We start from the raw sequence: 25,694 nt of genomic DNA on the forward strand, positions 1-25,694 counted from the left end.
TTATCTCTCCTCTCCACTATCTTCTATAATAACGTCTATAAACTCAATAGCCCAGTCACACCACTCAATCCAGGTTTTCATCTGACGCCTACCGTATTCAAGCGTAAGGTATTCCCCCAGACGATCTTTCTCTATTCTGTGATCAACTGCATTTTCTTCTTTCCAGCTGTTCATATGATCAAGCACCATTTGGTGATGCTCTTTACTCTCTTTTAGGAATTGGATCGCTTCTTCTTTTGGAATAAGATGAAATAAAGAAACACGCATCAATTGTTCGTTTTTCATTTTTGGTGGGTCTACTGTATGATGAGCAAGCCATTCAATGAGAAGACGGTACCCTTTATCTTCAATAGAATAGATCTTTTTATCTGGAAGATCTAACTGCGGAACAATTTCAAAGCTTACTAGCTTCTCTTTCTCCATCTTTCCAAGTTCACGATAAATTTGTGTATGATGCGCAGACCAAAAATGGATCATCGTTTCTCTAAATTGTTGTGTTAGCTCATATCCAGTTGATGGTTTCTTTGTGAGTAATCCAAGAAGAGCATATCGTAAAGCCATATCATCATTTCCTTTTCAGCAATTTGCTTCTTCTCCATTATAAACGTCTTTACAATATCTTTGCACATTTGAAGTTGCAAATCCACATTTGACAATTAATTTGAATTTTATTTTATCAGAAATGATAAGAAAAACCACCGCCGATAATATGCTTATACATTGCTTAAGATGAAATTTGATAAAATACCGGACAAATCAAAAAAGCAGGCTGTCTATTTCGACTGCCTGCTTTTTCGATGGTTTAAACTATTCTTTCGTATTGATATTTAGTAATCCTTCCGCTGTTTTTCGTGTCTCGTTGCCAAAAGAATCTTTCACTTTCACTTCGATCTCAGCACCTTCAGCCACCACATTCGAAGTAGCTGTCCAGTAACCGACATAATGCCCTTCTGATACTTCCATCATTGGAAATTCAGTCATACTTGAAGGCATCATCGTTGGATTCACTAGCGGCATACGAATTGAGAAAGTAGCCTTTATTCCTGGAGCGCTATCGAATTCAATTTTCACTGATTCTCCCGCTTGAAGATCTTTATTTTGATCTGGTTTTAATTGATTAATGACCAATTCTTCTTGCTGGGAATAAACTTTGATCGACTTTTTCGTTTTATTTCCTGCTTTGTCTTTCGCCACTACTTTTATAATGTTCTCACCTTGCTCGAGCAGCATCCGATGTGAAAATGCACCATCTTCTACTTTCGCTTTCGTTCCGTTAACCTTTACCCAAGCAAGATTTTCATCATGAACGTCACCTTTAACTGTTACTGATCCTTTATTTGTTTTCCAGTCATCTTTAGGAGATGTGATCGTTAATTCCGGTTTCGTTTGATCTAAAGTGACCATAACAGCATCAGATTCTCCCGTCATCCCACGGTCAGTCGATGCACGAGCTGTTAACTGATTTTCACCATCGCTCAATTGGATTTCTGTTGTAAAATTACCTTCTTCATTAGAAGTTGTGACAGCTGCTTCTTCGCCATTTTTCATAACATGAACGTCTGTCATTGGTGCCGTTTCACCATCAACTTCAATGCTATTCTTGTTTGTATACGAACCGTCTTTTGGAGATGTAATCATTGGTGCTGTTAGTTCATAATCAACGACTGCACGGATCATATAGTTCCCTTCTTCTTCAGGAGCCTTCGACCATGCGCCGCTAACATATTGAAAGCTTCGGTCGACATATTCCCCGTCTTCATCTGTTGCAAGACCCGGAGCATTTGGATTGGCATCCGCTTGAATATAAGTGAGATAAAAATCACCTTCTACGATCACTCCTTGATCAGACAGATCAACCATCGTCCATTCGCCATTTCGAAGAGCAGTCGCGTCAATTGGACCAGCGAGTTTCTTACCTGGTGCTCCATCCGGACCTGATGCATCATGAATTTCGACTTTAAAATTTGTGCCGCCTGGATTTGGCCATTCCGTATTCCAGAATCTAAATAACCCTCCAGTCACAAGCGCACGTTCTTGACCTTCTGCTAGCGACATTTTCACAGCCCAACCGTTCCCAGCATCATAGAACGCTCTTGCGTTCTCAGCAGTACCATCGTCATACCCGATTTCCCCTGCATATCCGATGAATGGGGAAAGATCAGCATTCTGTACAACGGTCTCGTTCGCTTCCACAGTGACGTTAAATGTTTCGCTATAGTAACCGGCCGCAAGAACTTTTAACGTATACTCCCCTTCATAACCTGTTACTGAATAATGTCCTTCTTCATCAGTTTGAACAGGTGCTATAGCAGCATCTTCTACTAATAAAACAGTTGCATCTTGGATTGGCTCTCCTGTTTCACTATTCGTGACTGTTCCTTCGATTTCTCCCTCTGGTATCGCTTCTAATGTGAAGTCAGCTTCTGTCACTTCATCATCTACGATCGTCACTTCCTGAGTCTCTGACTGGTAGCCATATGCTTCTGCAATAGCTGTGTAGTCCCCTGCTGCATGAGTCATGGAATAGCTCCCATCTTCCAAGTTCGTTGTTGCAGAGCGCCCTGTCTCAAGAATAGAAACTTCTGCTTGAAGCGGCAGAGCTTGAGGCGTAGGTGATGGTTTCTCTTTAACTGGATTTACAACAAGCGGTGAAGGTTTTAACTTGTCAGGATTGACTTTTTCTTTCGCTTTGGCACTAGCAGATTTTTCATCAGGCTGAATAGAAACTTTCGCGCTCTTTTTCTTAGCGGCGACTTCCATCGGCTCTGCTGATAAACTTAAATCGTCAATATACCAGCCCTGCTTCATCACGCTACCATCCGTCTCGACGTGAAAAGCTAAATAAATCCGCTGATTTTCATAGGCAGATAGATCAACCTCTTCACTCACCCATTCATTAGAAAGATTATTATACTCCGCAAGAGCTTCCCAATTTTCCTGATCGGTTGAAACGAAGAGATGACCATAATCATAGTTTCTTTCAAGTTCATACCATTGATTGAATTGAAGATAAGCTTCACCTTCTGGTAAATCGATAGGAGGCATCATCAGCGTCATGTTAGCACTGTTGTCATATGCTCCATCAAGGTTGGTTCCATAAACCTTTTCTCCAGAGTAAGCTTCAGGACCAACCGTTGGCGTCCCCCACTCCCATGAATTATTTTCTCCCCAGCTCATCCATCCAGCTGGCTCTGATTCAAAGTCCGTTTCGTAACCTGTTGAGATACCAGGAATAATTTCTACCTGATATTCGTCCGTTGTGACAACATGCCCGCCATAGTCTTCGATTTTAAACCTGTAACTAACGGAAGGTTCACTGACGGCGTCACCTGGAATAATAGCTTGATAGGATCCAGAAAGATAGTTCCCATCAACTCTTGTTGCTTCAGTTGACGTCCACCCTCCGTTATGAGCATATTCAAGCTCTACACTCGTTACGCTCACATTATCTGTCGCTGTGACGGTAAGAGGAAGGTCCATCTGAGCATAAGCCTCTGCAGGAGCATCGTGTTGATACGTGGGCTCTTCTTCATCGCTTCCTTCTTTCATCACATCACCTTCTAATGTACCGAGCCCACTCATAACAGAAGAAACGGCATCAAATGCATTCACTAATCCATAACCGTAACCATTATTCGGAGAATCTGGGAATTCATCGTCTGTAAGTGGTGTGACGGTGTTTAAAAAGATGTCTTCTATATCATCAACCGTCAACGATGGATCTGCTTGACGAAGGAGAGCAGCGATCGCTGATACGTGTGGCCCAGCCATCGACGTACCATTCCACCCTCCTTCATAGCTACTCCCTGGTACCGCAGAACGGATATTAACTCCAGGAGCTGAAACGTCAGGTTTTATTTCATCATATGGGGATGGTCCCTGTAGAGAGAAACTCCCAAGAGCATCATTGATATCTGTAGCTCCCGTAGCAAATGACTCAGGATAATTTGCTGGTGTTGCGATTGACTCCGGACCTCCGGGATTAAATAGTGTTGTATTACCCGCAGAAAATTCTGGGAATATATCTGCATTTCGCCAATTTTGAACCATTGGGCGATACCATTCGTCAAGCCCAGGTCCGCCTCCCCAAGAATTGTTCACGACATCAGGAGCCTTCTCAGGGTGTGGATTGCCTTCTGCATCCTTAGGAGCAATAATCCATTCTCCTGCTTCAAGAAGATCGATATCTGTTCCACCGTCTTCGCTAAAAGCTTTTACCGCTATCCATTTTGCCCCAGGAGCGACGCCAATCTCATTCGAACCATCCGGTTCAGCGCCAACCATAGTTCCCATTGTATGAGTCCCATGTGCGAGATCATCATACGGGGCGGCTTCTCCGCTTACAGCGTCAAACCAGTTAAATTCATGATCTACTCCTTCAGAACTATATCCTCGATACTGTTCCATAAGAGCGGGATGATCCCACTGAACACCGGTATCAATGTTAGCGATCACCGTCCCCGCCCCATCAATTCCCATATCCCATACTTCAGGAGCACCTACTCGATCAATATTCCACTCAATTGAGTTCGTATCTGCAGTCGTTTTAGCCTTAGTTTTCGTTTTATCTGGAATTGGCTGAATCTGCCTGATCTCGTTAGGAAGTATTTTATCCACTTCAGGAAATGATGCTAGTTGGTTCATCACTTTTTTTGTTGCTGTTACTGCCATACCGTTTACGATGTAAAATGATTTTATGTCTTCTGCATTGCCTTTTTTCTCTTGTTGTTCTAAGTATGTGGACACAGAGTGTTGTGTTTCAATAGACGTAGCTCTTAACGCATTAACAACAGCTGATCGCTTAGTGATTTCAGCTTGAAAGGAAGTTAAGTTGTTTTTCTTAGCCTTTTCTTCAGCTTCTTTCGCAACTTTTTTCGTATCAGCTTGTTCTGCAAATTTAATCAAGAACGTTACTTTTTCGTTCTTCTCGAATGCTTTCGATACCTTCTGATCAATGCGCTTCACTTCATCATTCATGGATACAGAAGAATCACTTTTCGCGTTCACTTGCATCGCTGGTTGTATGAAGCTCGTGATGAGGAGAATAAAACAAGCAAAAAGAGCTACGATTTTACGTTTGCTTCGTTTTCTCAAATTTCTTCCTCCCTAATTATTAGTTTTGTGTTTACACTCTGCCCTCCTTTTGTATTGCCGGGTTCACTTAATATGCTATACCAGGATTTGTCACAACCCAAACAAAAATGACGAAATTTTCAGAAAATAATTCAATTCTCTCAAAGTACTTTTAATATAAAAAAATGATGATTGTCCTACTTCTGAAGTATTTTGATGAGTGATATCGTTTTTTAATAGCCTTTAGCGGTTAAGGACTATAGAAGCAGCGATTCTTACTCAAGTAATACACATATGACAAAGTCCCTAAAATTCACTTTTATATCTTTTTGATGTCAGCATAAAGGAGGAGTTTGTTCAAATAGCCCTTTATCGACATGCCAAAAAAATTGAGAAGTCACTCCAATTTGTCATATTTCGCTAGCAATCGTTTCGTCAACCCCTCTCTTTTCAGCACAAATATCCGACAGGGTTTTCACATGTCCACTCATAAAGTCGCGGTCTTTTTGTATGAATTAATGAAGATTATACCTATATTTTTTATCAACAAACTACATTAGCTTATACTTTTGATTCTCGATTTTTGGCTCATTCGAGTGCAATTTAATCACAGAGCGTACATGAGCCAAAAATCAGCAACGTTCATTAACATCCTTTTTCAATAAAAAAACTCTCTTTCTTAAAGAAAGAGAGTTTTTTATGAAGAGGACCTCTTAAAGTCCTATTGTAATACACCTCTAAGTGGGGCGTTACTCAAACATTCGTCTTGTATGTGGTCATAAACTTTTGATCTATTCTATTTTTTAATTTCCATGAGAGAGGATGATGAAGAACTATTCTCCCATATAACAGTAATCCCTGTTTCTGACCAGTAGAAAGAATCGATAAGTAAGTATTTTTAGGTTGGAAACGCCGACCATTCGCCTCTTTCAGAAACCCCTTTATGTTCGCCCAGAGGATCTCTGATTGTCGCACGGCTACTACACCGGCTTTAGGAAGATCCGGATACTGGCGGATAGAAGCACAATCTCCTGCCGCAAAAATGGCCGGATACTCCTTCACTTGTAGTGTATCTTCTACAAGTAAATAACCCGCTTCATCAACTGGTAATTGAGAAGTTCGAAATATACCTGGAGCTTTTGGTCCAGTTAACCATAGCACTTCATCATAAGCAATTTGATTACCAGTTGTTGTGATAATCTGACTTGACGTTACATTTGCCACTTTTTCTTGCAAATAAAGTGGCAAGCTTTTATCTTGCATAATTTGCTTGATTTTTTCCTGCGCTTTAGCAGAAGTATTTTCTAACAATGGTGAATGAGAAATTAATGCCACAGGTTTTTTATCCTCAAGTTTTCTTTTTGCAGTGAGCGCTAAAGCCATTTCAACACCTGCAGCGCCACCCCCTACAACGACAGGGGTTTCTGCCGCCTGCATTGCCTTCGCGACTTCCTCGAAACGATAGTTAGGTTTTATGCGGAGAGCATGCTTTCTAGCGCCAGGTACGTCAATTCCGGCTGTTAATGAACCGATATCTACGGAAAGAACATCATATGAAAGAATATCACCCTTTTCCGTTAACACAACTTTTGCTTTAGCATCTATAGATAACGCTGCACCCTCCGTAAAATGAATGCCTGCCTCTTTTGCTAATGTTGGAATATGTATTCGCATATCTTCTTTGTTATATAGCCCTTCAAGATAGCCTGAGAACATTCCAGAATAATATTGATACTCCGATGGAGAAATGAGTATCACCTCATGCTCTCCTTTTTCTTCCTGAAGCTTCTTCATTATGTGAAGGTGAGCATGTCCCGCTCCAATTAACAACAGTTTCTTCAAGCTTCTCCTCCTTTAATTCTTTATCGAACCCATTTAATATATTTTTCTGACACCTTAGGAAGCCAACCATCAAATAATTTTTCTCTCCAAAATAAATCAGCGGCTTGATTTAGGATAGCCCCTTTCGTTGGGTATGGATGAATGACTGTAGAAATGTCTCCGATTTTATGACCATGTTCTTTCGCAAAAACAATTTCTTGCATCCAGCTTCCAGCATCTTCGCCAACAGCATGAGCACCTAGAATATGCCCTTTCATGTCTGTAATGACCTTTAAAAGTCCATTTTTTTTGCGCTCAGCTATAAAACGATCGACATCTTCTGTACCAACCTTGAAAACGCGAATTTGATCGCCATGTTTCTCTTTCGCTTCTTTCTCAGTCATTCCAAGGTGAAAGACCTCAGGATCTATATACGTAACCCATGGAACGTTCTCATAGTTTACTTTTCTCTTTAATCCAAACACTGCGTTTTGTACAATAAGTTTCCCTTCCATACCAGCTCCATGTGTAAAAGGAAAGGCACCATTCACATCACCAATTGCATAGATGTGGGATTGGCTAGATTGTAATGACGCATTAACTGTAATAAAACCCTTGTCTTCATCTACTGAGGCCGCTTCTAAATTCAATTTATCTGTATTAGGCTTTCTACCCGTTGAAAACATAATCATTTCTGATTGGATAGTTTTCTCTTCGCCATTCTCAATATACGTCACAACTTTATAACCGTTTTCCTTTTTAATTCCTTTTACTTCTGCTTTAAAAATAAATGAAAGCTCTTTCTCCAATTCCTTCGTAGCAATTGGTATGATATCATGATCTTCTTTTTTCAAAATGGTCTCAGAGGTTTCTAGTATAGTTACATTTGTGCCGAATCTTGAGAGAGATTGAGCAAGCTCAAGTCCAACAGGACCGCCTCCTATAAAAACGATACTTTCGGGCAAATGGTCTAAATTGAAAATCGATTCATTCGTAATATAAGAGACATTTTCCACTCCATCAATTGGGGGGACTTTCGGGCTTGAACCTGTGGAAATCACAATTCGTTTCCCTTTGATGGGGTTCTCGCCATCAATGAGGACTGTATGACTATCTTTAAATGAACCTTTGCCTCGATAAATATCTACCCCTAATTTCTCAAAGCGCTCATCACTATCAATTTCTTGAATTTCACTAATCGCTTCTTTAACGCGATTTATAGCACGACTAAAGAGCACTTCGCCGCTCACCGTAAGGCCAAATTCTTTTGCCCCCTTGTAGACAGCATGAACTTCTTTAGCAGCTGTAATAAAAGCCTTTGATGGGACACACCCATAATGAAGACAGTCACCACCTAAACCTGGCTGATCATCGATTAAGGCAACATTGGCTCCCATATTGGCTGCACCAGATGCAGCAGTCAGTCCACCAGAACCCCCGCCTATTACAATTAGATCATATTCTATCATTCGTCCCATCTCCTCTATGCTAATATCCTTTTGGCTTCTGCTAGTCTTTGAAAAGCAGTGAATAGTTCAATTGCTACAAACGCTAGTGTCAAGATAACTAAAAAGTTGTGAAACAAAATCATTGCTGTAAAGAGAAGAAAACCTTCTGTTCTCTCCGCAGCTCCCGCTTGATAATAGAATGATTTGATGCCTTTTTTCTCTGACACAGCACCTACTGTAAGGAAGATCGTCATGGCAAAAATGATGGAAGTACTTAATAATAACAAGGCCCACATCGCTTCAGGAAACCGAAAAGCAAGCCCTAATATGACACTAATTTCAACAACGCGATCAAAACTCACATCCAATACGGTGCCAAAAGCAGATGGCTTTGTTTTACGTGCCATTGTTCCATCAACAGCATCAAGAAAACCAGAAGCCCATAAAACGATAACCGCCCAAACGTAATAATCAAAATAAATAAATATCCCCGATGAAATGCCAATAATGAATGAAATAACCGTTACTTGATTAGCTGTAAGACCTAATCGAAGCAGCGATTCTGAGGTGCGATCCATTAGAGGCTGAACATATTTCCTTGCATGAGTGTCAAGCACGACAGCACCGTCCTTATTTCAGTTCTTCTTCAACAGAAGGTCCGAATGCTTTTCTGCGAATATATAGACTTACGATAAGTAATAGTAGTAATACGGCAGCAGCAATAATGACCGATGATAAATTATTTGATAAAAAACTTGCCCCCAGAAAATTCAATGCAATGGCACCTGGTAACATCCCCAGCAGCGTTGCTAAATAGTATTTCCTCCGATTCACATTAGAAACCCCACAAACATAGCTAACTAAATCAAAATGAAGAAAAGGAACGAGACGTAACAAGAGTACATAAAGAAAACCCTTTTCTGATAATCGTTTCTCAAGGTTTTCTCCCTTCCGCTTCCATGATTTCGGTAGAATGTTCATTCCTAATTTTCTTGCTAATGAAAAGAAAAGAAGAGCTCCTGTTGAACCACCTACCACCGCTAGAACTGTACCAAGTAGAGGCCCGAATACTAAGCCACCACTGATCGAAATGATCGATGTGGGAAAGAGCACAAAGGGTCTACCAATACAAATAAGCAAGAAAATGAGCGGAGCATAAAAGCCGAATGATGAAATCCAACCACGAATGTGAGAGGGTCTAAAATCAAATACATATTGATTAAGTAAGTAAATAACAATGATAAGTGCCGTCAACGATAATCCTTTTAGAAGTGTTTTAACAGTCATTGGGCAAGACCCCATTGATCTTTGGAATATTCTTTCATGTCTTCCCTCTTAGCACTTAATAGAACTTCTTGACCCGCAACTAAACGACTGTCTGACATGACAAGAATACTTCCCTGTTCCCAGGTTATACGATAGCATTCTATGTTGTTTTTTACTGTAACCGCGCTTACCTTTCCTAAAACAAACGTACAATCCTGGTTACTTTGTTTATCTTGCACAGAAATGGCTTTTAATTTACTAAGCGGAATAAACCCTTCTTCTAGAGCTAATCCTTCTCCAATAATTTTAGCGCTCTCCATAGATGAAGGATTCGTGACAACATCATAAGGATGACCGATTTGGATGAATCTCCCCTCATACATAACAGCAAGCCTATCACCCATTTCGATAGCTTCGTCACGGTCGTGAGTAATAAACAGTGAAGTAATCCCTTCTTCTCTTAATAAATCCTTCACCTCACTACGAAGTGATTCTCGTAGTGCAGCATCAAGTGAACTAAACGGCTCATCTAATAAAAGAAGATCTGGTTTCAGCACAAGCGCTCTTGCAAGTGATACTCTCTGCTTTTGACCACCTGATAATTCATGAGGAAAGGTATCTTTCCATTTAGACAGCTTTACTTTATTTAACATTTGTTCAGCTTGCCTAACGCGTTCGTTTTTTGATACTTTTTTTCTTTTCAAACCATAAGTTACGTTTTCTAGTACTGTTAAATGAGGAAATAATAATGAATCCTGAAACATCAAAACGACCGAACGATCTTCTGGTTTCAGCCTTACAATTGATTTTTCTCTTAAGTAAATGTCTCCTTCATTTAGTGCTTCCAAACCAGCAATACACCTGAGGAGTGTACTCTTACCGCATCCTGATGGTCCTACTACTGTAAAATGCTCACCTTCTTCTAAATGAAACGAAAGGTTCTGCAAGATGGATGTATTTGAAAATTTCTTATGAAGGTTTCTGCATTGCAATAGCTGGTTCAAAACAATCTTCCTTTCAAACGCGATTAACAGCTCGAATAACCAGCCTCAACATAACTTCCACCAGGCCAATAAATAGAAGGGGAAGCAAAGCAAAAAGTATTGAAAATCCTGCAATAACTGCTTCATTCGAACTTGAAAAATAGGGATAATATAATAATGGGAGGGTGATCACTGTACCTCCCCCAATAATAGCTGTAAGCGCATATTGTCCTAAAGATATAACAAAAGTTAATAACATTAAGCTTCGAATACTTGGAAGTAATAAAGGTAGGGCTACTGTCAAAAAGCGCGTCAACGGACCGGCTCCTAGTACAGCAGCCTGCTCATTTAGACTACTTCCCATTCTCTCATAGCCTGCCCTCATGACACGAATGGCATAAGGTAGCGTAGGAATCAAATGGACAATGACAACGCCTATCATCTTATCTGCTAAGTCAAATTGTATCATCGTAAATTGAAGCCCCATTGCGAGTAAAATGCCAGGTATTAAAATAGGGGATAGCAATAGTCCCTCAATAATGGATTTTCCTTTAAACGTATAGTGAGAAAGAGCCCTGGCCGCTGGTATTGCGAGCAAAATATTTAATATTACAACTAGAAGAGCAATCTTGAACGTTGTAACAATTGATTCGATTAATGAAGGATCTTTCATAATGCTACGCCACGCATCCAAACTTAGTTCGTTTGGAAATAACGCAGGCCACCTCCACCCTTCGGAGACGCTTTTCATTCCTATTGTTACAAAAGGTAGGATGAATAAAATAATAAACAAAACAAACACGAAACTAGTTGCTAACTCTCTTTTCCCTAAACGCTTCAAAAATAACCTCATCTGTTTCTCCCCTTTATCATTCTAAGCCTATGTTTTTGCACAGCTCCGATTGAAAAGGTCGCAAGAAGAAGGGCGAGCACACCTGGAAGAAGCATAGCAGAAAATGCAAGTGGTCGCTTGCTCCAATCCCCATCATAAAACCATTCGTACGCTCTAACTGGTAACATTTCTGGTCGTGTAACACCTAATAAATATGGGATTTCAAACGCAGAAGCGACAAATGCTAATAAGATTACTGCTGTTTCGATGAGAATCGGGAGTATCCAGGGTAGTTCAACTGTTTTAAAAACATCCCACTTACTTCCACCTAGCGTTCGAACGACTTCAGAATAGCGATGATCGATCTCATAATAAACAGGCAACAGCATGAGAATTACAAAAGGAACTTCCTTCCAGATATATGTTAAAATGATCCCCAACCCAAATTTCTCTTGAACAAGAACTGGAAAATTCCCTCGACTCTCTAATACTCCCACTTGATAAAGTAGAGAAGAGAACAGTCCACTTTGCGAGAAAAACAAAAATACTAAATAACCTGCAACAAAATGCGGAATTAACATCGGTATCCATACAAGTATCTTCAACGTTGAATCTTTAAATAACTCATATAACATTCTAGTCATTACTAATCCTATCACTAACGATAGTAAAGTGGACAGGACGGCAACTCGAAACGTTAATTTAAGGGAATGAAAAAAAGCATGATTACTAAAAAGTTCCGCGTATGTTGCAATAGTCCATTCCCCATCTATTGTTTGAAAACTTTGAGCTACCGCTGACCACATTCCATGCCCTACAAGTAGCAATGTGACCGCAATCGCAGGTAATAAATATAAACGTAATTTCCACTTATTGCTCAATAACCCGATTCGCCCATTCATTATTAATCCACTCCGTGTAACCTGTATCTAAGTCTGGTAGCTTATATTCATTTAAAACCTCTGTGGAAAGTACGCTTTCTCCCCGGTCAAGGTTTCCAATAATCTTCTGATCCTCTTCACTCAATTTATCGAAATTTAATACCGTACCTTCCCCCCACATTGTAGGATCCATTTTAGCTATTTGAGCTTCTGGCGATTCAAGAAAATCAATAACTGTCATAGCTCCCTCTGGATTCGGACTATTAAATGGAATACTGAGATAGTGTGTATTTGAAACCGATCCAGGATCTTTTAGAACAAATGACTTCGTGCTTTCAGGAAACGTCCCATTTTCAATTAAACTTTCTGCTCTTGCTTCGTTAAAGCCCATAGTCATTAGGATTTCCCCCTGACTATAAAGCGTATCAAGTTTAGTCAATGATTCAGGATAAGTTTCACCATTACGCCAAAGATCAGACTTTATATCATCAAGATAGTTCCACACGTATTCTTCGGAATCTTTAATAATCTCTTTGTTAAATTCCTCTGCCAGAAGACCCGACTCTTCGCCTGCACCTTTTATTAGTAGGTGTTTCACGAACGTATTACCAGTAAAATCCGAAACGTTAGGATACGTAAACTTCCCAGGATTATCGTGAATCCACTGCTTTAACTCCTCAAGTGTACTTGGAGGTGTATCGATCTTGCTCGAATCGTAATGAAAAACATATTGAACATTTCCCCACGGAGCTTCTAATCCATCAATTTCCGTCCCTTGATCATATTCAGCATTCTGATCCTTTGATCCAATGTATTCTTGAAAATGAGGCAGCTTCTTTGAGAAAGAACCTAGTAATAAATCAGCATTCTTAGCATTTTTGAAGTTTGCGCCATTGATCCATATGACATCAATTGTACCTTTGTTTTTATTTGCTTTTTTCTCTGTTAAAAGTTTTTGCATAAATTCTTCGGTATTCATCGGCTGACGATTAAGCGTAATATCATGCTCCTCTTTTAATCTTGGTGCTGCCCATTCATCAATGTACTGATTAATGCCTTCATCTCCTCCCCACATATAGAGATTTACCTCTGTTCCATTAGAAGAGGATACGATTTCATCCCACTCCTTTGATAACACCTCTGTTTTACCAGTTTCATTGGTTTCACTATTCCCACATGCAACAATAAAAAGTAGCGTTGCGAAAATAAATGTAAACTTTCGCTTCATCTAGTTTCCCCCTCATATAAACTATCCTAGCAACTGAAAGACATATTTGACGAACTTGATTGTGTTTCATAGTCAGACATCATCTATTTTCCCATTATCAGTATACCTTTTTTAAAAACATGATGCTGTAACGCTCCTTACATCTCAAACTTTATTAAAACCATTTCCTATAGCGTAAGTACGGCAAGTTCATCGTCCTTTTCACGAAGAAAAGCAATAGCCACTTTGGCTATTGCTTTTCTAGCGGGTATGTTAGGCTACCCTATCATCTATTCCCTTAGCTTTTCTGCATTTTTCTACGAACAATTACGCCAGTTGCAGCCATAGTTGCAAGAATGGCTGCAACAATCCATTCGATTGGCATTTGCTGTTCAGCTGTACCACCCATACCTGTTTTAGGCATATCAGTTGGCATAGCTTCCATAGCGAATTTGTCCGGGAATTGGTTTACGAAAGCACCAGAAAGTCCCTTTGCCGGCTTATACATATGAGCATAAGCTTCACGAACCGAATCATAAGCTGCATCGTAGTCTTCCGTAGTGTAGCTATCAAACGCAGATATTAATTGATTCACATGCATTTGTAACCCTTCAGATAATGGTCCCGCTTCTAATCTACCTTCAGTTGCTGTTTCAAGAAAACTTGAGAAGTCTGCACGATAGTCTTCCAGCGCTTTTAGTGCTTTTTCTTGAGCAGCTTCATCTTCAGCTCCTGTCGCTTGAACATATTCTACAAAGTTACCGATATGTCCAGACCACATTTCTTTAAATTGATTTCCTGCTTCTTCACCATATACAGAAGTTATCGCAGCAGCTAGATCATCCGTATTCTCGCTTAGTGCAGCTGCAGATGCATCAAAGTCTTCTGATCCGTCGATTCCGTTCTGCATTGTCATCATTGCAAGACCAGCATGTTCAGATAATAAATGACCTAATGTTGCACGAAGATCAGATGCTGGTGTTACGGCTTTTGTGTTCTCGAACTTGTCTGGGAACTGATCAGTAATGGCACCAGAGAATCCTTTAGCCACCATTTGCATGTGAGCAATCGCTTCACGTTCTTTCTCGTAAGCCATCTCATAATCACCTGCTACATAGCTATCAAATGAACCAATCAACTGATTAATGTGAGCTTGAAGTCCTTCAGACAATGTTTCAGCTTGAAGTCGTTCTCCTGTTGCATTTTCCAAGAAATTAGAGAAATCTTCTTTATAACCATCTAAGCTATCTAAAGCTTTTTGTTTTGCATCTTCATCTTCATTACCTGTTGCTTTCACATAGTCAACGAAGAAACCGATATGATTGCTCCAAATTTCATTAAATTCAGCTCCTGCTTCTTCACCATAAACGGATGTAATCGCAGCTGTAAGGTCTTCCGTGTTTTCACTTAAGGCACCAGCAGAAGCTTCAAAATCTGCAGAACCTTCAGCTCCTTTTCTCATTGTTTCTACTGCAAGATAAGCATGCTCACTTAGTAAATGGCCAAGATCAGCACGAAGATCAGCACCTGGTGTTTCTACTGTAGGCTTGTCCATTTGCTGGTCGTGGTCAGAGGCAAATGCTCCAGCAGTTGGTATTAAAAGTGAAAAGCTAAGCGGAACAATTAATAGTCCCTTTTTCCAATCGATCACTTTCTTTTTCATATTCTTGTTCGTATTCATTTTCAAATCCACTCCCCTTAATTTTGATTTACACTTAGCTAACGGAGAGAAGATCCATTTGGATCATTCTTTTTTAAAATTCTTCTCTTTTTTTAATTACGAGAGAATAAAAAGTCAGCAAAACCCACACATACTAAGGTTCTGCTGACTTTCAAGTTTTAACTATTTTTTATAGATATGATGATATTTAGAATGTGATAATAAACTACCTTTTCCTCAATCAATTCTATATGTGTTAATCACGCCCGCTTTTTTAAGAAAAATTAATCAAACTCTTTTTTCTCCCATTCATCTTCCGGTAGTCCCAAATCCTCTCCAGAAAACCTTTCTTCTTTAAATGGATCGGCATGGTTATGAAATCCGTTTTGTTCCCAAAAACCAGGTTTGTCTTCATTGATAAATTCTATACCTCTGATCCATTTAATACTTTTCCAGAAGTAAAGATGCGGTACAACTAACCTGAGAGGCCATCCGTGTTTTGCCGTTAATTTCTCTCCATCAACTGAGTGGGCAAGAATAACATCATCTCTCATTAAGTCAGTGAGGTGAATATTCGTTGTATAGTTATGGTCACCATGTAGCATAACATGGTTCGTTTTCGGTACTATCCCATATGCGTTCATAAAATCCTTAATCAAAACCCCTTCAAAAGTATTATCAAACCTAGACCACCTTGTGACACAGTGAATATCACACTTTACTTTCTTCTGTGGTAAGGCAAGTATGTCGCTATAGGAAATGATCACTTCCTTATCAATTTCTCCAAATACACTTAGGTTCCATGTCGACATCTCATACACAGGTACATCACCTTCATGTAGAATAGGGAACCTTTCTGTAAGTACTTGCCCCGGTGGCAGACGATCACCATACATTTCACTTGCATCTGGAACTTTCATTTTGCGAATACGGTCAGCTTTTTTCAAATCCTTCACAACCCGTCTCTCATTTATTGAATCGTCTAAAAAACTCTTCCTAACTAATAAGGAAGAGTTCGCTTCAGAGCTCTTCCTTATCTCTCAGAGCATAGACTCTGCTGGATTTGGCACCTTGTCTATCAGGTTGCCGGGCATCAAAGGGCCAGTCCCTCCGCCTCTCTCAATAAGGAAATTAAAAAATGTAATTTTGATTCATTCTATCGGTCTATTTAGTATTTTGCAATTATTGTTTTAAACGAGGTTTTTCTTCATTTCAACAAATTGAAATTCTCGCCCATTGGTTTGTTGCATAAACAGATGAGTGATTTGAAATCCAGCCCTTTGATACACTTTTATGGCTCGTTTATTAAATTCAGCTACTGCCATTCCAAAAGAAGTTGGACGATACAATTCAACTGCTTTTTGAAGGCCAGCCTCCAAAAAAGAAAAGCCTTCTCCTTTTCCAACATTATCGGGACACATTCCTAGACCAATTTCTATATGGTTGTCTTCATGCTCATGAAAACTAAAAAAACCAATAAGATGATCCCTTTGGTAGACGCTCCAATAATTTTCATTGCTGGCTGCATCTTCCCGGAACTCTTTCAGATCTTCAAGATCCTCGTCCATATTATAAAATGAGTATACCCCATCATAGTTCCACGAGATAATTCGCTCGACTTCTTCTTGACTTATTAACTTAAATTGATATACCAATACTCTCCCTCATTTCTGTGTGATTGAAAAGGAAAAGCCCCATGCTGGGAAATGCATGGGGCTCACACTTTATATTTTAAGGGGGGCAGGAACCGGGGAAGTCCCTGCAAAAATAGTGTAGCAAGTTCCAAGGGCATGATGATTGATTATGAGTTGTTTTTCACATTCTTTTAATAAATGAAAAGAAGCTGGACAACTATTTATAAACCATGATCGTTTGAAGTTCTCGAAATCCAATGTCTTTATAAATGTATTTCGCGAAGTTAGAGGAATACACATTCAAACGAATTTCCTCATACCCCTGTTCTTTGAAGTTTTCAATACTCGCTTGAACGAGCTGCTTAGAATACCCTTTCCCACGAAACTTTGGAAAAACAAATACATCATAAATGAACCCATGCTTGCTTTCTGTAAAATAATCCGTGTTTTCTCCAAGTAATACCCAGCCAGCAATTTCCCCTTCGTCGCGATAAATGAGGTGGTAACCACCTCGATCAAGAATGGATGATACAATTTCAAGTGCTTTCTCTTCTTTTACGATACCAGGATTTGTCGTTCCTTCATTAACAGATTGAATGGAATTCGACAAAATAAAATCTCTTTCTTCTATCGTCGCTCGTTCGATCACATAGTTTCCCTCCATCATCAAAATCATTCATTACTCGTTTATTCTTGATGCAAGAACCTTATTCCTCCCATAAGTAAGATGCATATTCTTACCAAATTTATTTTTTTGTTAAAGCATAGACGCATGTATCAGTTAGTTTACTGCCATCAATTGAGACATGGTCGTTTCGTAAAATAGCCTCAAGTTGAAACGATTGTTTCTCGGCAATTCGCCGACTTCGCCAATTTGTCGCATTGCAACGAATTTCTAGCCTTCTAGCGTTAAGCTCTGAAAAGGCGTAATCTACAATGCCTTGGACCGCTTCAGACATATAGCCTTGACCAGCGTATCTAGAATCAATCCAATAACCGATTTCAAATTTACGAACGTTCCAATCTATTCGATGTAACCCTGAGGAACCGATAAAATCACCCGTCTGTTTATGGAAGAGTAATAGTCGAAGATCCTCCCGCTTTAAAAACGCTACGTGAGATTCGCGGATATTCGCTTCAACATCTTCTTCCGTTTGATCTATATGTGCGAAAGGCATCCAGGGTTTAAGCTCTTCTAACGAGGCATCAATTGATTGATGAACCGAAACACCATCCCCAGGTAGTGGAGAACGTATATGTAAACGGTCAGTGCTAAATTTATTTGGTATATCAAGTAAAATGGGTTCCATGGAACTATTCCTCCAACAACACTAAAAGATGTCAGAATTATATCATTAATGAGAAACCTGTCAAGTTATTGCTCTTTTCCGGCCAATGTCCCGCTACCATCTAATTGAAATCGAGAGACGAATTGACGGATCACTTCACGAGGATATGGTTTTCGATATTCCGCATAATATTCATTCGCACCTTTGAACAAGCCTTTATACATTTTCATTCCTCCTATATACTTGAGAAAATAGTTTTGAAAGGTGAGATCTATTGGATATTACAATTATACTATCATTCCTTCTTGCTGCTGTTCTTCTAACCGTCATGCCAGGACCTGACAATTTATTTGTTCTTGCTCAAAGCATCACACAGAACAAACAGGCTGGTATCGCCACTTCTCTTGGCCTCTGTTCAGGACTACTTGTTCATATTTCTGCTGCTACCTTAGGAATTTCTGCCCTCCTTTATCAATCCACTCTCGCCTTTTCGATTGTTAAGTTTAGCGGGGCAGCTTACTTACTTTTCATGGCATATGAAGCTTTTAAAGATAGCGGATCCGCAGCTAAACCCCTAAGTCAACCTAGCAGACCTTATTTTTCTTTATATCGAAAAGGGATTGTTATGAATATTTTAAATCCAAAAGTCTCTTTATTCTTTCTCGCCCTTCTTCCACCTTTTGTAAACCAGCAGGCGAATTCACCCGCTCTTCAAATGTTAATTTTAGGAGGGGTTTTCATTCTACAAGCCTTTCTTATCTTTAGTGCAATAAGCTTTTTTGCAGGAAAAATCGCATTCTATGTCGTAGAAAATCATGCTCTAGCTAGAAAATTCAATCTTGCAAAAGCTTTATTGCTTGCTTTAATTGGTCTTCAAATAGCCTTTAGCGATCAATAAAAAAGCAGCGCTTCTCATTAGAAGGCGCTGCTTTTTTATTTTTTTAGTAAAATCTAAATTTACTGAGCTGTATAGCCACCATCAATTAGAAGGGCTTGCCCTGTAATGCTCTTCGCTGCATCACTTGCGATAAACATTGAGTAATCAGCTATCTCTTTCACTTCAAGAAGTCTTCTTTGTGGTACAAGTGGATAGATTACTTCTTCTAGTACCTTTTCTAGCTCTACTCCGCGTTCTTTCGCTAGATCTTCCATCTGTCCTCTTACGAGTGGTGTATCAACATATCCTGGTGCCATGGCATTTACTGTGATACCGTGTTCCGCACCTTCAAGAGCAGAAACTTTTGTAAGGCCGATGACCCCATGCTTGGCACTATTGTAAGCCGCTTTCCCTGCGAAACCGATGACACCATTGATAGATGCCATGTTAATAATTCGCCCAAATCCTTGTTTCTTCATGATTGGAAATACATGCTTTGTTGCTATGAAAGGAGCTGTAAGCATAATATCCTGCATCATACGAAACTTCTCAGTTGGGAAGTTTTCTAATGCAGATACGTGCTGAAGTCCCGCATTATTTATTAACACGTCTAAGCGACCGTATTCTTCTATAGTACGGTCAATTGCTTGTTTAATTTCATCTTCATTTGTCACGTCTGCTTTAATACCAATAGCGTTATAACCTTTATCTCTTAGTTTCTGAGCAGCTTCTTCTGTTCCTTCTTCATTTATGTCAGATAGAACAACTTTTGCTCCATTCTCTGCGAACGTTTCACCAATTTCAAAACCAATACCTCTAGCTGCGCCTGTAATAAATACAGTCTTGTTGTTAACCATGAATATTTCCTCCTATTGTCAATCCTTAATTAAAATTATACTGTCACCTCTCTCTATTCCCGCTCTAACTTTTAATAAACTAATCATTTTCGATTTATTTTCATAGCTCCCACTTCAAGTCATTTCATTAAGGATTTGTTAGCCTATATTTAGATGTATTGATTTCTGGTTTATTCGAATGAAAGCTTAATTTCAATCGCCCCATCAACATTTTGCTCAACAAAAAACTAACCCGGTGCGTTACTGCTCCAGGTTACGATTCATATTAAAATGATCAGATGCTTCTTTATTCTTTATTGAGCCAAGTTCCTTCCCTAATATCAAAAGTGACTGGTTAATTCTCCATATATAATAGAGGTCATTTACAAACTTTTTCAAATTTACATCTTCATATTTAACTTTTTCTGAAAGACCTTCAATATGCTCTCTTTCTTTATTTAAACTATACATCGTTAACCCTGTTTCACCTTTTAATAGTTTAAGTAATGTATGGACATTATGTTTAATCACTTCATTAACCTCGAAAAGTGTGTTCTCTGATCCTTCTATGATAGTTGAACGGTTATTTCGATTTGTCGAAGCCAATAGATGTTTAGCAAAATAATTGATCGCTGTTAGTACAGTTAACCAGCGTTCAATCCCTGATCGGGCAAGAATAGCAGGTCGATTACGAAGCGGTCTCGCATCTTCAACGATTTTTCGCATTTGTTCATCAATACCAAACGCCTGATTTGTAAAATTAAAATTCTTTTCAGTATGTGAAAAGGATTCAAGATAATCCGACACATACTCATTTAATTTATTAAGAAAATCTTCCGCAGTATCTGCAACCTTTTCACGTGTAGTTTTAGGATAGATCACTGCTGCTGCTAGAAAACCAATGAATGCTCCTGCTAACGTATCAAACACGCGAGCTATTAGAATCTGTTCTGTAATCCCACCTAGGATAAAATCGTACATAATTGCGATTAGCATTGTCATCCAAAACATCATCATCGCATACGAAATGGAGAGCAAATAAAATGCCATAAAGATACAGCAAAATAATGCAATTAACTCTAAGACAAGCCTTCCTTCAAGAAGATGCGCCAGGCCAAAACCTGCAACCGCGCCGAAAATAGTTCCCAGTGACCGTTGAAAAGCTTTTTGTAACGTCATTCCAACGGTATCCGTTCCTAAAAGTACTACAAATGCAGAGAGGAGAACCCAGTACTGGTGAGTAGGTGAAAGAAAATAACCTAAGAAAATAGCCACTGCGCCTGCTACGATAGCTTGGAGCGCCTTCTTTGTGGCTGCTCTTGGTTGATTTGATTTTTCACTTTCTTGAACATTTTCTTTCTTTATTTCTTCTGGATCGTCTAATCGAACTTGTTCTTCAATATTTGCCATCCGTCTAGCTCCGAGTTCGTTTGAACTTTCAATAAGATGATTGGCAATCGACTCTATTCTCCTAATTAACCATAACCAATCTTTATTTTGATGATTAGATATTCGTAATTCGATCAGCTGATTTTTTAATTCTTCAATAACGGTCTGTGTTTGCTTTAAGTTTCCAACGATATCGTGGCTTCGTAACACCTCAGCGTCTCTAATGGATTCAACAACTTTATATAGCAATTTTCTTACTTCATTATGTTCAAGCGCATGAAGTTCTTTCATCCTTTTAACTGCGGGATAAAGTGTTTCAATTAACATCTCAGCATCAAAGACGTACATTCTAAGTTGCTCAGCGTCTATACCACTCCAGACTTCTCCTGGATCAGTTGTTGTTAATTGGCTTGAAATAACCTGTGCATACTCATTAAGCTTTCTTACATCTCGCTTTAATAACAAGGCTCTATAGCGATTCGGAGTCGGATCTGAAATGGCATCAAGTACGAGATCTAGCGTAAGATTTGTTTGAATATGAAACGACTTCATACTTCGACTGAGCTGTCTTTTAGGACGATTTCTAAACAGAATAAAGTGATATAGATACGAGTATGCTCCTCCGACAACAATTCCGAGGATAAAACCGAGCAAATCGGATGGTTGAAGTTTCAATAAGGTTGAAAAATAGATTGATAAAAAAGCAATCATAAATAGTCCAAAATATCGAAAACCATAATGTTGTAAGTAGTAAGCAAAAAAGATCACAAGTAAAAACAAACCATCCGTAACAAATGGAATAGAGCTAAGCAATGTTCGAAGTGTTAGCCAAATAATACTTGAAATTACTAACAAAAGGGCAGTGATTTTTTTCTTTTTATCTGTGTCATCATTCACAAGCAATAATGATAAAAGACTTACCACCCCAGCAAGAATAGCTGGGGTAAATGATATCCCAAGTATTGTAGTCAACCACAGCATTGTCATGACGGAAGAAAAAACGCTAATCGTTATTCTTGCTGCTTGATGTAACCTAGTCCTGCCGGGGTCTGTAGCAGCCAAACGAGACCACCAGCTTTGTATGATTGATTTCTCGTTTTTAGTCCACATACATTAATAATAGCGAAATTTGATTCATTCTGCCAACATTGCGTATTCCATCTCTGCTTTTATTTGATCGGAAGTTAATGTTAGACCGCTCATATTGCTTATCTTCTTTTCCTCGGTATCTAGCTCTATTTAAAAAACCTTTGGAGAATTTTCTCCAAAGGTTTTATTTTAAACCGTTTTTAGATCTTTTTTGGACTTGGCTTTCTTATCTGTACTACGTTGCTTTCTTGGTACTTCTTCATTAAATGATTTAATCATTCCCCAGCACGTAAATAACAGAATGATTGTAAGCGGGAAAGCACTAACGATTATAGCCGTCTGCATACTTTCAAGTCCACCCGTAATCATTAGAACGATCGCTGATGCTGATAACAAAAATCCCCAGGTGAATTTCACATAGTTCGGGGGATTCAAACTTCCATTTGTTGTTTGCATTCCAAGCACGAATGTAGCTGAATCGGCAGATGTAATAAAGAATGTAGAGATTAATAATAGTGTAACGATAGTTAAAATACCACCGAGTGGAAGTTGTTCATATAAGAAAAATAACCCCGTCTCAAGACTTTGACCTGCTATATCTGTTCCTTGAGTAAAATCAAAGAAAATACCAGATCCTCCAAATACGCCAAACCAAAATGCACAAACGACTGTTGGCACAACTGTTACGGCTATCATAAACTCTCTAATCGTTCTTCCTTTCGAGACCCTTGCAATAAATGTCCCAACAAAAGGAGACCAGGCAATCCACCATGCCCAATAAAAGATTGTCCAATCTTGAATCCACGTTTCACTTTCTGCATTCATTGGAGCAAGTCTCATGCCCATAGCAAATATATTTTGAACGTATTCTCCGAAAGTAGTGACAAATAAATCTAACACAAATTTTGTTGGTCCGAGAATGACAAACATGATAAGCAATAATACAGCAAGCGCCATATTAGCATTACTTAAATACCTTATCCCCCTCTTTATTCCTGTTCCTGCTGAAACAGTAAAAAGAACAGTGATAATCGCAATAATAATCAATTGAATTGTGAAATTATTAGGTATGTTTGTTAAATAACTTAAACCACCGTTAATTTGTTGAGCCCCAAGTCCTAGAGAAGCGGCAACACCAAATATTGTCGCAAATACTGCAATAATATCTACTGTAATCCCGATAGGGCCTTTCACTTTATCTCCTAATAGTGGATAAAGCGTTGCGCTCATTAATCCCGGCGCCCCTTTTCTAAATTTATAATAAGCTAGCGCTAAAGCGATGGTTGCGTATATAGCCCATGCATGGAATCCCCAATGTAAATATGTATATCGAAGTGAAAGGTGCGCGGCTTCAACCGTTCCTCCTTCACCATATGGCGGGGTAGAAAAGTGGGACATTGGTTCTGATACACCAAAGAACAATAGCCCTATTCCCATCCCGGCGCTAAAGAGCATAGCAAACCAAGTGAGCCTGCTATATTCAGGCTTATCTGTATCCTTTCCTAATTTGATATGCCCAAATCGACTAAAAATCAAATAAATTGCAAATATTAAAAAGAAAGTTGCGGCAAGCTGATAAAACCAACCAAACTGTTCTAAGAAGAAATTTTGGGAAACCGTCATAACCTGATTAAGGTTATCTGGCATCAGCACGCCCCAACCAACGAAGACAATCGCAATAGCGATTCCTATCCAGAAAACGTTAGTAACTTTGTTCATTCTCTCCACTCCTACATTTATTATGTGGATCTCAAAAATATTTCAAAATAATAACCACATCGTTACTAATCATAAGCAAAACCGAACTTATTATCAAATTTTTATAAGAATTTAGTATAATATACCCCATACTGCTTTACTAAAAACCCCGTCATATTCACATTGATTTATTTTAGTGTCATGTTCTATTATTCAGCTTTTCCTTTCTCTATTTTCATAAAAAAACAGAGACGAATTTTACGTCTCTGTTTTCTGTGATCTATAAACCTGAACTTAGTATAATTTTCCCTTTAGGCGTTTCACTTGTATTGTCCGGTTCAAGGGTAATTGCGACAGCATCCCAGTCGTGCTCACCTTCATAATCTACCTGATAAGCTACCTCACCTTTTCCTTCCTGATTCGGAACAAATGAGCCTGCGCGGTATGGTTTTTCACCTTCAAGTAACCAAACTTGATACACTTGATCACCTTCAACTCCTGACACATCGTTCACTTGTACAACTAAATTCATTTTTCCATCTTCGTTCATAAGCGCTGCAGATCCTGCTGAAGCTTCTGCTTCAGTTGGCTGTAGTTGTACAGCTTTGATAAGAGATGAAATTTGTTCTGAATTATCTATCCCGCCATCAGATTCGTTTATATACGTATACAAATTTCCACCAAGGGAGAGAAAAAGTGCTGCTGCTAATGCGGGCGCTACCCACTTCCTCTGTCTTGATTTTCTTTCTGTCTGCAGATCTATTACTGCATTACTCTGTTTCTCTTCCAGGTTTTCGACTTCATTGTTACCTACTTCTTCAGCATCGCTCTCAAACACACTTGTCAAAACACGATCTTTCATTCCAGCGGGTGGTTCTTCTGGTATAGAGAGATAAGGAAGGTCACCTGTCAATTCTTCCAGCTCCTTTAACTCCTCTCTGCACTCTTCACAAGATAAAAGGTGAGTTTCGAACCGTTCTTTTTCTTCTTCTGATAAGGTTTCATTAAAATAGTCAAGTAGTTGCTCACAATTTGCTTTCATCTGAGACCCCTCCTTTCTCTCTGAGACTGGTATTTAAATGTTTGAGCGCTAGCCGAATTCGGCCTTTAACAGTACCCAGAGGGAGGTCGAACTCTTCAGAGATCTTTTTGTGCGTCATTCCTTTAAAATAGAACATTTCAATTATTTTCTGTTGCTCATCTTTAAGTTTTGATACAGCTGTACGAAGTATCTGTCCTCGCTCTTTCCATTCAACCTGATCTTCCACTGAAGATTCATCACTATGAAGAGAGTCTCGTTCATCTAGTTCAAAATCTGGCTCTTTTGATTGTTTGCGGAGCAAATCAATTGCTGTATGTCGCGTCATTGTAAGGAGCCAAGAAGAGAATTTCCCTTTGTCAGCACTATACTCGGCCTTCCCTTTCCATAGCTTTATGAACACTTCTTGCATAACTTCTTCTGCAAGTCCTCCATCTTTTACAATTCGATATGAGAAAGAATATAACAACTTTTCATATCGATCGTAAAGAGATGAGAGAGCTTCTTTATCCTTTGCCTGCACCTTAACATACAGCTCGGCATCGTTAAGTTCTCTCATATCATTCTCCTTTTCATCGCAACTGACGCTAGCCTGAAGAGGCAGGAAGCTTATGTATAGCTAACGTTACTCAGTCTACTTTGGATGTGTTTTTCATAAAAAATCATCTTACC

The 25,694-nt window shown here is 39.1% G+C and carries 22 protein-coding genes and 1 riboswitch; of the genes, 1 reads left to right on the forward strand and 21 read right to left on the reverse strand.

Going from position 1 to position 25,694, the window contains the following annotated elements; genetic code table 11:
* The 16 genes from IQ283_RS21110 to IQ283_RS21185 all read right to left on the reverse strand — a co-directional run bounded on the left by IQ283_RS21110 (window position 1) and on the right by IQ283_RS21185 (window position 18,318).
* Window positions 1-561, reverse strand: a complete 561-nt coding sequence (locus IQ283_RS21110; protein ID WP_194222013.1) for a PadR family transcriptional regulator — start codon at window positions 559-561, stop codon at window positions 1-3.
* Window positions 562-807: 246 nt separating this feature from the next.
* Window positions 808-5,094: a S8 family peptidase gene (locus IQ283_RS21115; protein WP_242057406.1), complete on the reverse strand. Its 4,287-nt coding sequence runs from the start codon at window positions 5,092-5,094 to the stop codon at window positions 808-810.
* A 732-nt stretch (window positions 5,095-5,826) separates the two neighbouring features.
* Entirely contained in the window at window positions 5,827-6,915 is a 1,089-nt protein-coding gene (locus IQ283_RS21120) for an FAD-dependent oxidoreductase (RefSeq protein WP_194222014.1), read from the reverse strand.
* Window positions 6,916-6,935: 20 nt separating this feature from the next.
* Entirely contained in the window at window positions 6,936-8,363 is a 1,428-nt protein-coding gene (locus tag IQ283_RS21125) for a dihydrolipoyl dehydrogenase family protein (protein WP_194222015.1), read from the reverse strand.
* 14 nt (window positions 8,364-8,377) lie between these two features.
* A complete protein-coding gene (locus tag IQ283_RS21130; protein WP_194222016.1) occupies window positions 8,378-8,959 on the reverse strand; it encodes a CDP-alcohol phosphatidyltransferase family protein in 582 nt (193 codons plus the stop codon).
* Between the two features lie 13 nt (window positions 8,960-8,972).
* Complete coding sequence (locus IQ283_RS21135; RefSeq protein ID WP_194222017.1) at window positions 8,973-9,629, reverse strand: TVP38/TMEM64 family protein; 657 nt, start codon at window positions 9,627-9,629, stop codon at window positions 8,973-8,975.
* On the reverse strand, window positions 9,626-10,612 hold the full coding sequence (locus IQ283_RS21140) for an ABC transporter ATP-binding protein (protein WP_194222018.1): 987 nt from the start codon (window positions 10,610-10,612) through the stop codon (window positions 9,626-9,628). Before IQ283_RS21140 ends, IQ283_RS21135 begins: the two co-directional genes overlap by 4 nt.
* A 13-nt stretch (window positions 10,613-10,625) precedes the next feature.
* Window positions 10,626-11,444 (reverse strand): ABC transporter permease, encoded by an 819-nt coding sequence (locus tag IQ283_RS21145; protein ID WP_194222019.1) that lies wholly within the window; start codon window positions 11,442-11,444, stop codon window positions 10,626-10,628.
* Window positions 11,441-12,325, reverse strand: a complete 885-nt coding sequence (locus IQ283_RS21150; RefSeq protein WP_194222020.1) for an ABC transporter permease — start codon at window positions 12,323-12,325, stop codon at window positions 11,441-11,443. Before IQ283_RS21150 ends, IQ283_RS21145 begins: the two co-directional genes overlap by 4 nt.
* Window positions 12,294-13,532 carry an ABC transporter substrate-binding protein gene (locus tag IQ283_RS21155; protein WP_194222021.1) on the reverse strand — a complete coding sequence of 413 codons (1,239 nt, stop codon included), beginning with the start codon at window positions 13,530-13,532 and terminating at the stop codon, window positions 12,294-12,296. The genes IQ283_RS21150 and IQ283_RS21155 overlap by 32 nt, the downstream gene beginning before the upstream one ends.
* 277 nt (window positions 13,533-13,809) lie before the next feature.
* Window positions 13,810-15,159 (reverse strand): copper amine oxidase, encoded by a 1,350-nt coding sequence (locus IQ283_RS21160; RefSeq protein WP_194222330.1) that lies wholly within the window; start codon window positions 15,157-15,159, stop codon window positions 13,810-13,812.
* A gap of 296 nt (window positions 15,160-15,455) precedes the next feature.
* Window positions 15,456-16,118 carry a sulfite oxidase-like oxidoreductase gene (locus IQ283_RS21165; RefSeq protein WP_194222331.1) on the reverse strand — a complete coding sequence of 221 codons (663 nt, stop codon included), beginning with the start codon at window positions 16,116-16,118 and terminating at the stop codon, window positions 15,456-15,458.
* Window positions 16,119-16,201: 83 nt separating this feature from the next.
* Window positions 16,202-16,300: riboswitch (SAM riboswitch) on the reverse strand.
* Between the two features lie 61 nt (window positions 16,301-16,361).
* Entirely contained in the window at window positions 16,362-16,826 is a 465-nt protein-coding gene (locus IQ283_RS21170) for a GNAT family N-acetyltransferase (RefSeq protein ID WP_194222022.1), read from the reverse strand.
* 196 nt (window positions 16,827-17,022) lie between these two features.
* A complete protein-coding gene (locus tag IQ283_RS21175; protein WP_194222332.1) occupies window positions 17,023-17,454 on the reverse strand; it encodes a GNAT family N-acetyltransferase in 432 nt (143 codons plus the stop codon).
* 97 nt (window positions 17,455-17,551) lie between these two features.
* Window positions 17,552-18,115 (reverse strand): GNAT family N-acetyltransferase, encoded by a 564-nt coding sequence (locus IQ283_RS21180; RefSeq protein WP_194222023.1) that lies wholly within the window; start codon window positions 18,113-18,115, stop codon window positions 17,552-17,554.
* A gap of 65 nt (window positions 18,116-18,180) precedes the next feature.
* On the reverse strand, window positions 18,181-18,318 hold the full coding sequence (locus IQ283_RS21185; RefSeq protein ID WP_194222024.1) for a hypothetical protein: 138 nt from the start codon (window positions 18,316-18,318) through the stop codon (window positions 18,181-18,183).
* A 50-nt stretch (window positions 18,319-18,368) separates the two neighbouring features.
* On the opposite strand from IQ283_RS21185, the gene IQ283_RS21190 reads away from it, so the two are divergent.
* The gene (locus IQ283_RS21190) at window positions 18,369-18,992 is read left to right on the forward strand and encodes a LysE family translocator (protein ID WP_194222025.1); all 624 of its coding nucleotides are present in this window, start codon (window positions 18,369-18,371) and stop codon (window positions 18,990-18,992) included.
* Between the two features lie 59 nt (window positions 18,993-19,051).
* Here the strand turns inward: IQ283_RS21190 and IQ283_RS21195 are convergent, their stop codons facing one another.
* From IQ283_RS21195 to IQ283_RS21215, 5 genes are all read right to left on the reverse strand, one after another.
* The gene (locus tag IQ283_RS21195; RefSeq protein ID WP_194222026.1) at window positions 19,052-19,828 is read right to left on the reverse strand and encodes a 3-hydroxybutyrate dehydrogenase; all 777 of its coding nucleotides are present in this window, start codon (window positions 19,826-19,828) and stop codon (window positions 19,052-19,054) included.
* A gap of 240 nt (window positions 19,829-20,068) precedes the next feature.
* A complete protein-coding gene (locus IQ283_RS21200; RefSeq protein WP_206759497.1) occupies window positions 20,069-22,258 on the reverse strand; it encodes an FUSC family protein in 2,190 nt (729 codons plus the stop codon).
* A gap of 216 nt (window positions 22,259-22,474) precedes the next feature.
* Window positions 22,475-24,004, reverse strand: a complete 1,530-nt coding sequence (locus IQ283_RS21205) for a glycine betaine uptake BCCT transporter (protein ID WP_194222028.1) — start codon at window positions 24,002-24,004, stop codon at window positions 22,475-22,477.
* A 259-nt stretch (window positions 24,005-24,263) separates the two neighbouring features.
* Window positions 24,264-25,025 (reverse strand): anti-sigma factor, encoded by a 762-nt coding sequence (locus IQ283_RS21210; protein ID WP_194222333.1) that lies wholly within the window; start codon window positions 25,023-25,025, stop codon window positions 24,264-24,266.
* Window positions 25,009-25,581 (reverse strand): RNA polymerase sigma factor, encoded by a 573-nt coding sequence (locus IQ283_RS21215; RefSeq protein WP_194222029.1) that lies wholly within the window; start codon window positions 25,579-25,581, stop codon window positions 25,009-25,011. Before IQ283_RS21215 ends, IQ283_RS21210 begins: the two co-directional genes overlap by 17 nt.
* Between the last annotated feature and the right edge of the window lie 113 nt (window positions 25,582-25,694).

Origin of the sequence: Pseudalkalibacillus hwajinpoensis (assembly GCF_015234585.1) — a bacterium.
GTDB lineage: Bacteria > Bacillota > Bacilli > Bacillales > Guptibacillaceae > Guptibacillus > Guptibacillus hwajinpoensis_B.

What these genes read in the sequence shown, in the direction of transcription:
- IQ283_RS21125 (WP_194222015.1), bottom strand. Translation starts at nt 8,363, where the DNA reads ATGATAGAATATGATCTAATTGTAATAGGCGGGGGTTCTGGTGGACTG.
- IQ283_RS21150 (WP_194222020.1), bottom strand. Translation starts at nt 12,325, where the DNA reads ATGAATGGGCGAATCGGGTTATTGAGCAATAAGTGGAAATTACGTTTA.
- IQ283_RS21215 (WP_194222029.1), bottom strand. Translation starts at nt 25,581, where the DNA reads ATGAGAGAACTTAACGATGCCGAGCTGTATGTTAAGGTGCAGGCAAAG.
- IQ283_RS21195 (WP_194222026.1), bottom strand. Translation starts at nt 19,828, where the DNA reads ATGGTTAACAACAAGACTGTATTTATTACAGGCGCAGCTAGAGGTATT.
- IQ283_RS21135 (WP_194222017.1), bottom strand. Translation starts at nt 9,629, where the DNA reads ATGACTGTTAAAACACTTCTAAAAGGATTATCGTTGACGGCACTTATC.
- IQ283_RS21155 (WP_194222021.1), bottom strand. Translation starts at nt 13,532, where the DNA reads ATGAAGCGAAAGTTTACATTTATTTTCGCAACGCTACTTTTTATTGTT.
- IQ283_RS21145 (WP_194222019.1), bottom strand. Translation starts at nt 11,444, where the DNA reads ATGAGGTTATTTTTGAAGCGTTTAGGGAAAAGAGAGTTAGCAACTAGT.
- IQ283_RS21185 (WP_194222024.1), bottom strand. Translation starts at nt 18,318, where the DNA reads ATGTATAAAGGCTTGTTCAAAGGTGCGAATGAATATTATGCGGAATAT.
- IQ283_RS21180 (WP_194222023.1), bottom strand. Translation starts at nt 18,115, where the DNA reads ATGGAACCCATTTTACTTGATATACCAAATAAATTTAGCACTGACCGT.
- IQ283_RS21210 (WP_194222333.1), bottom strand. Translation starts at nt 25,025, where the DNA reads ATGAAAGCAAATTGTGAGCAACTACTTGACTATTTTAATGAAACCTTA.
- IQ283_RS21205 (WP_194222028.1), bottom strand. Translation starts at nt 24,004, where the DNA reads ATGAACAAAGTTACTAACGTTTTCTGGATAGGAATCGCTATTGCGATT.
- IQ283_RS21110 (WP_194222013.1), bottom strand. Translation starts at nt 561, where the DNA reads ATGGCTTTACGATATGCTCTTCTTGGATTACTCACAAAGAAACCATCA.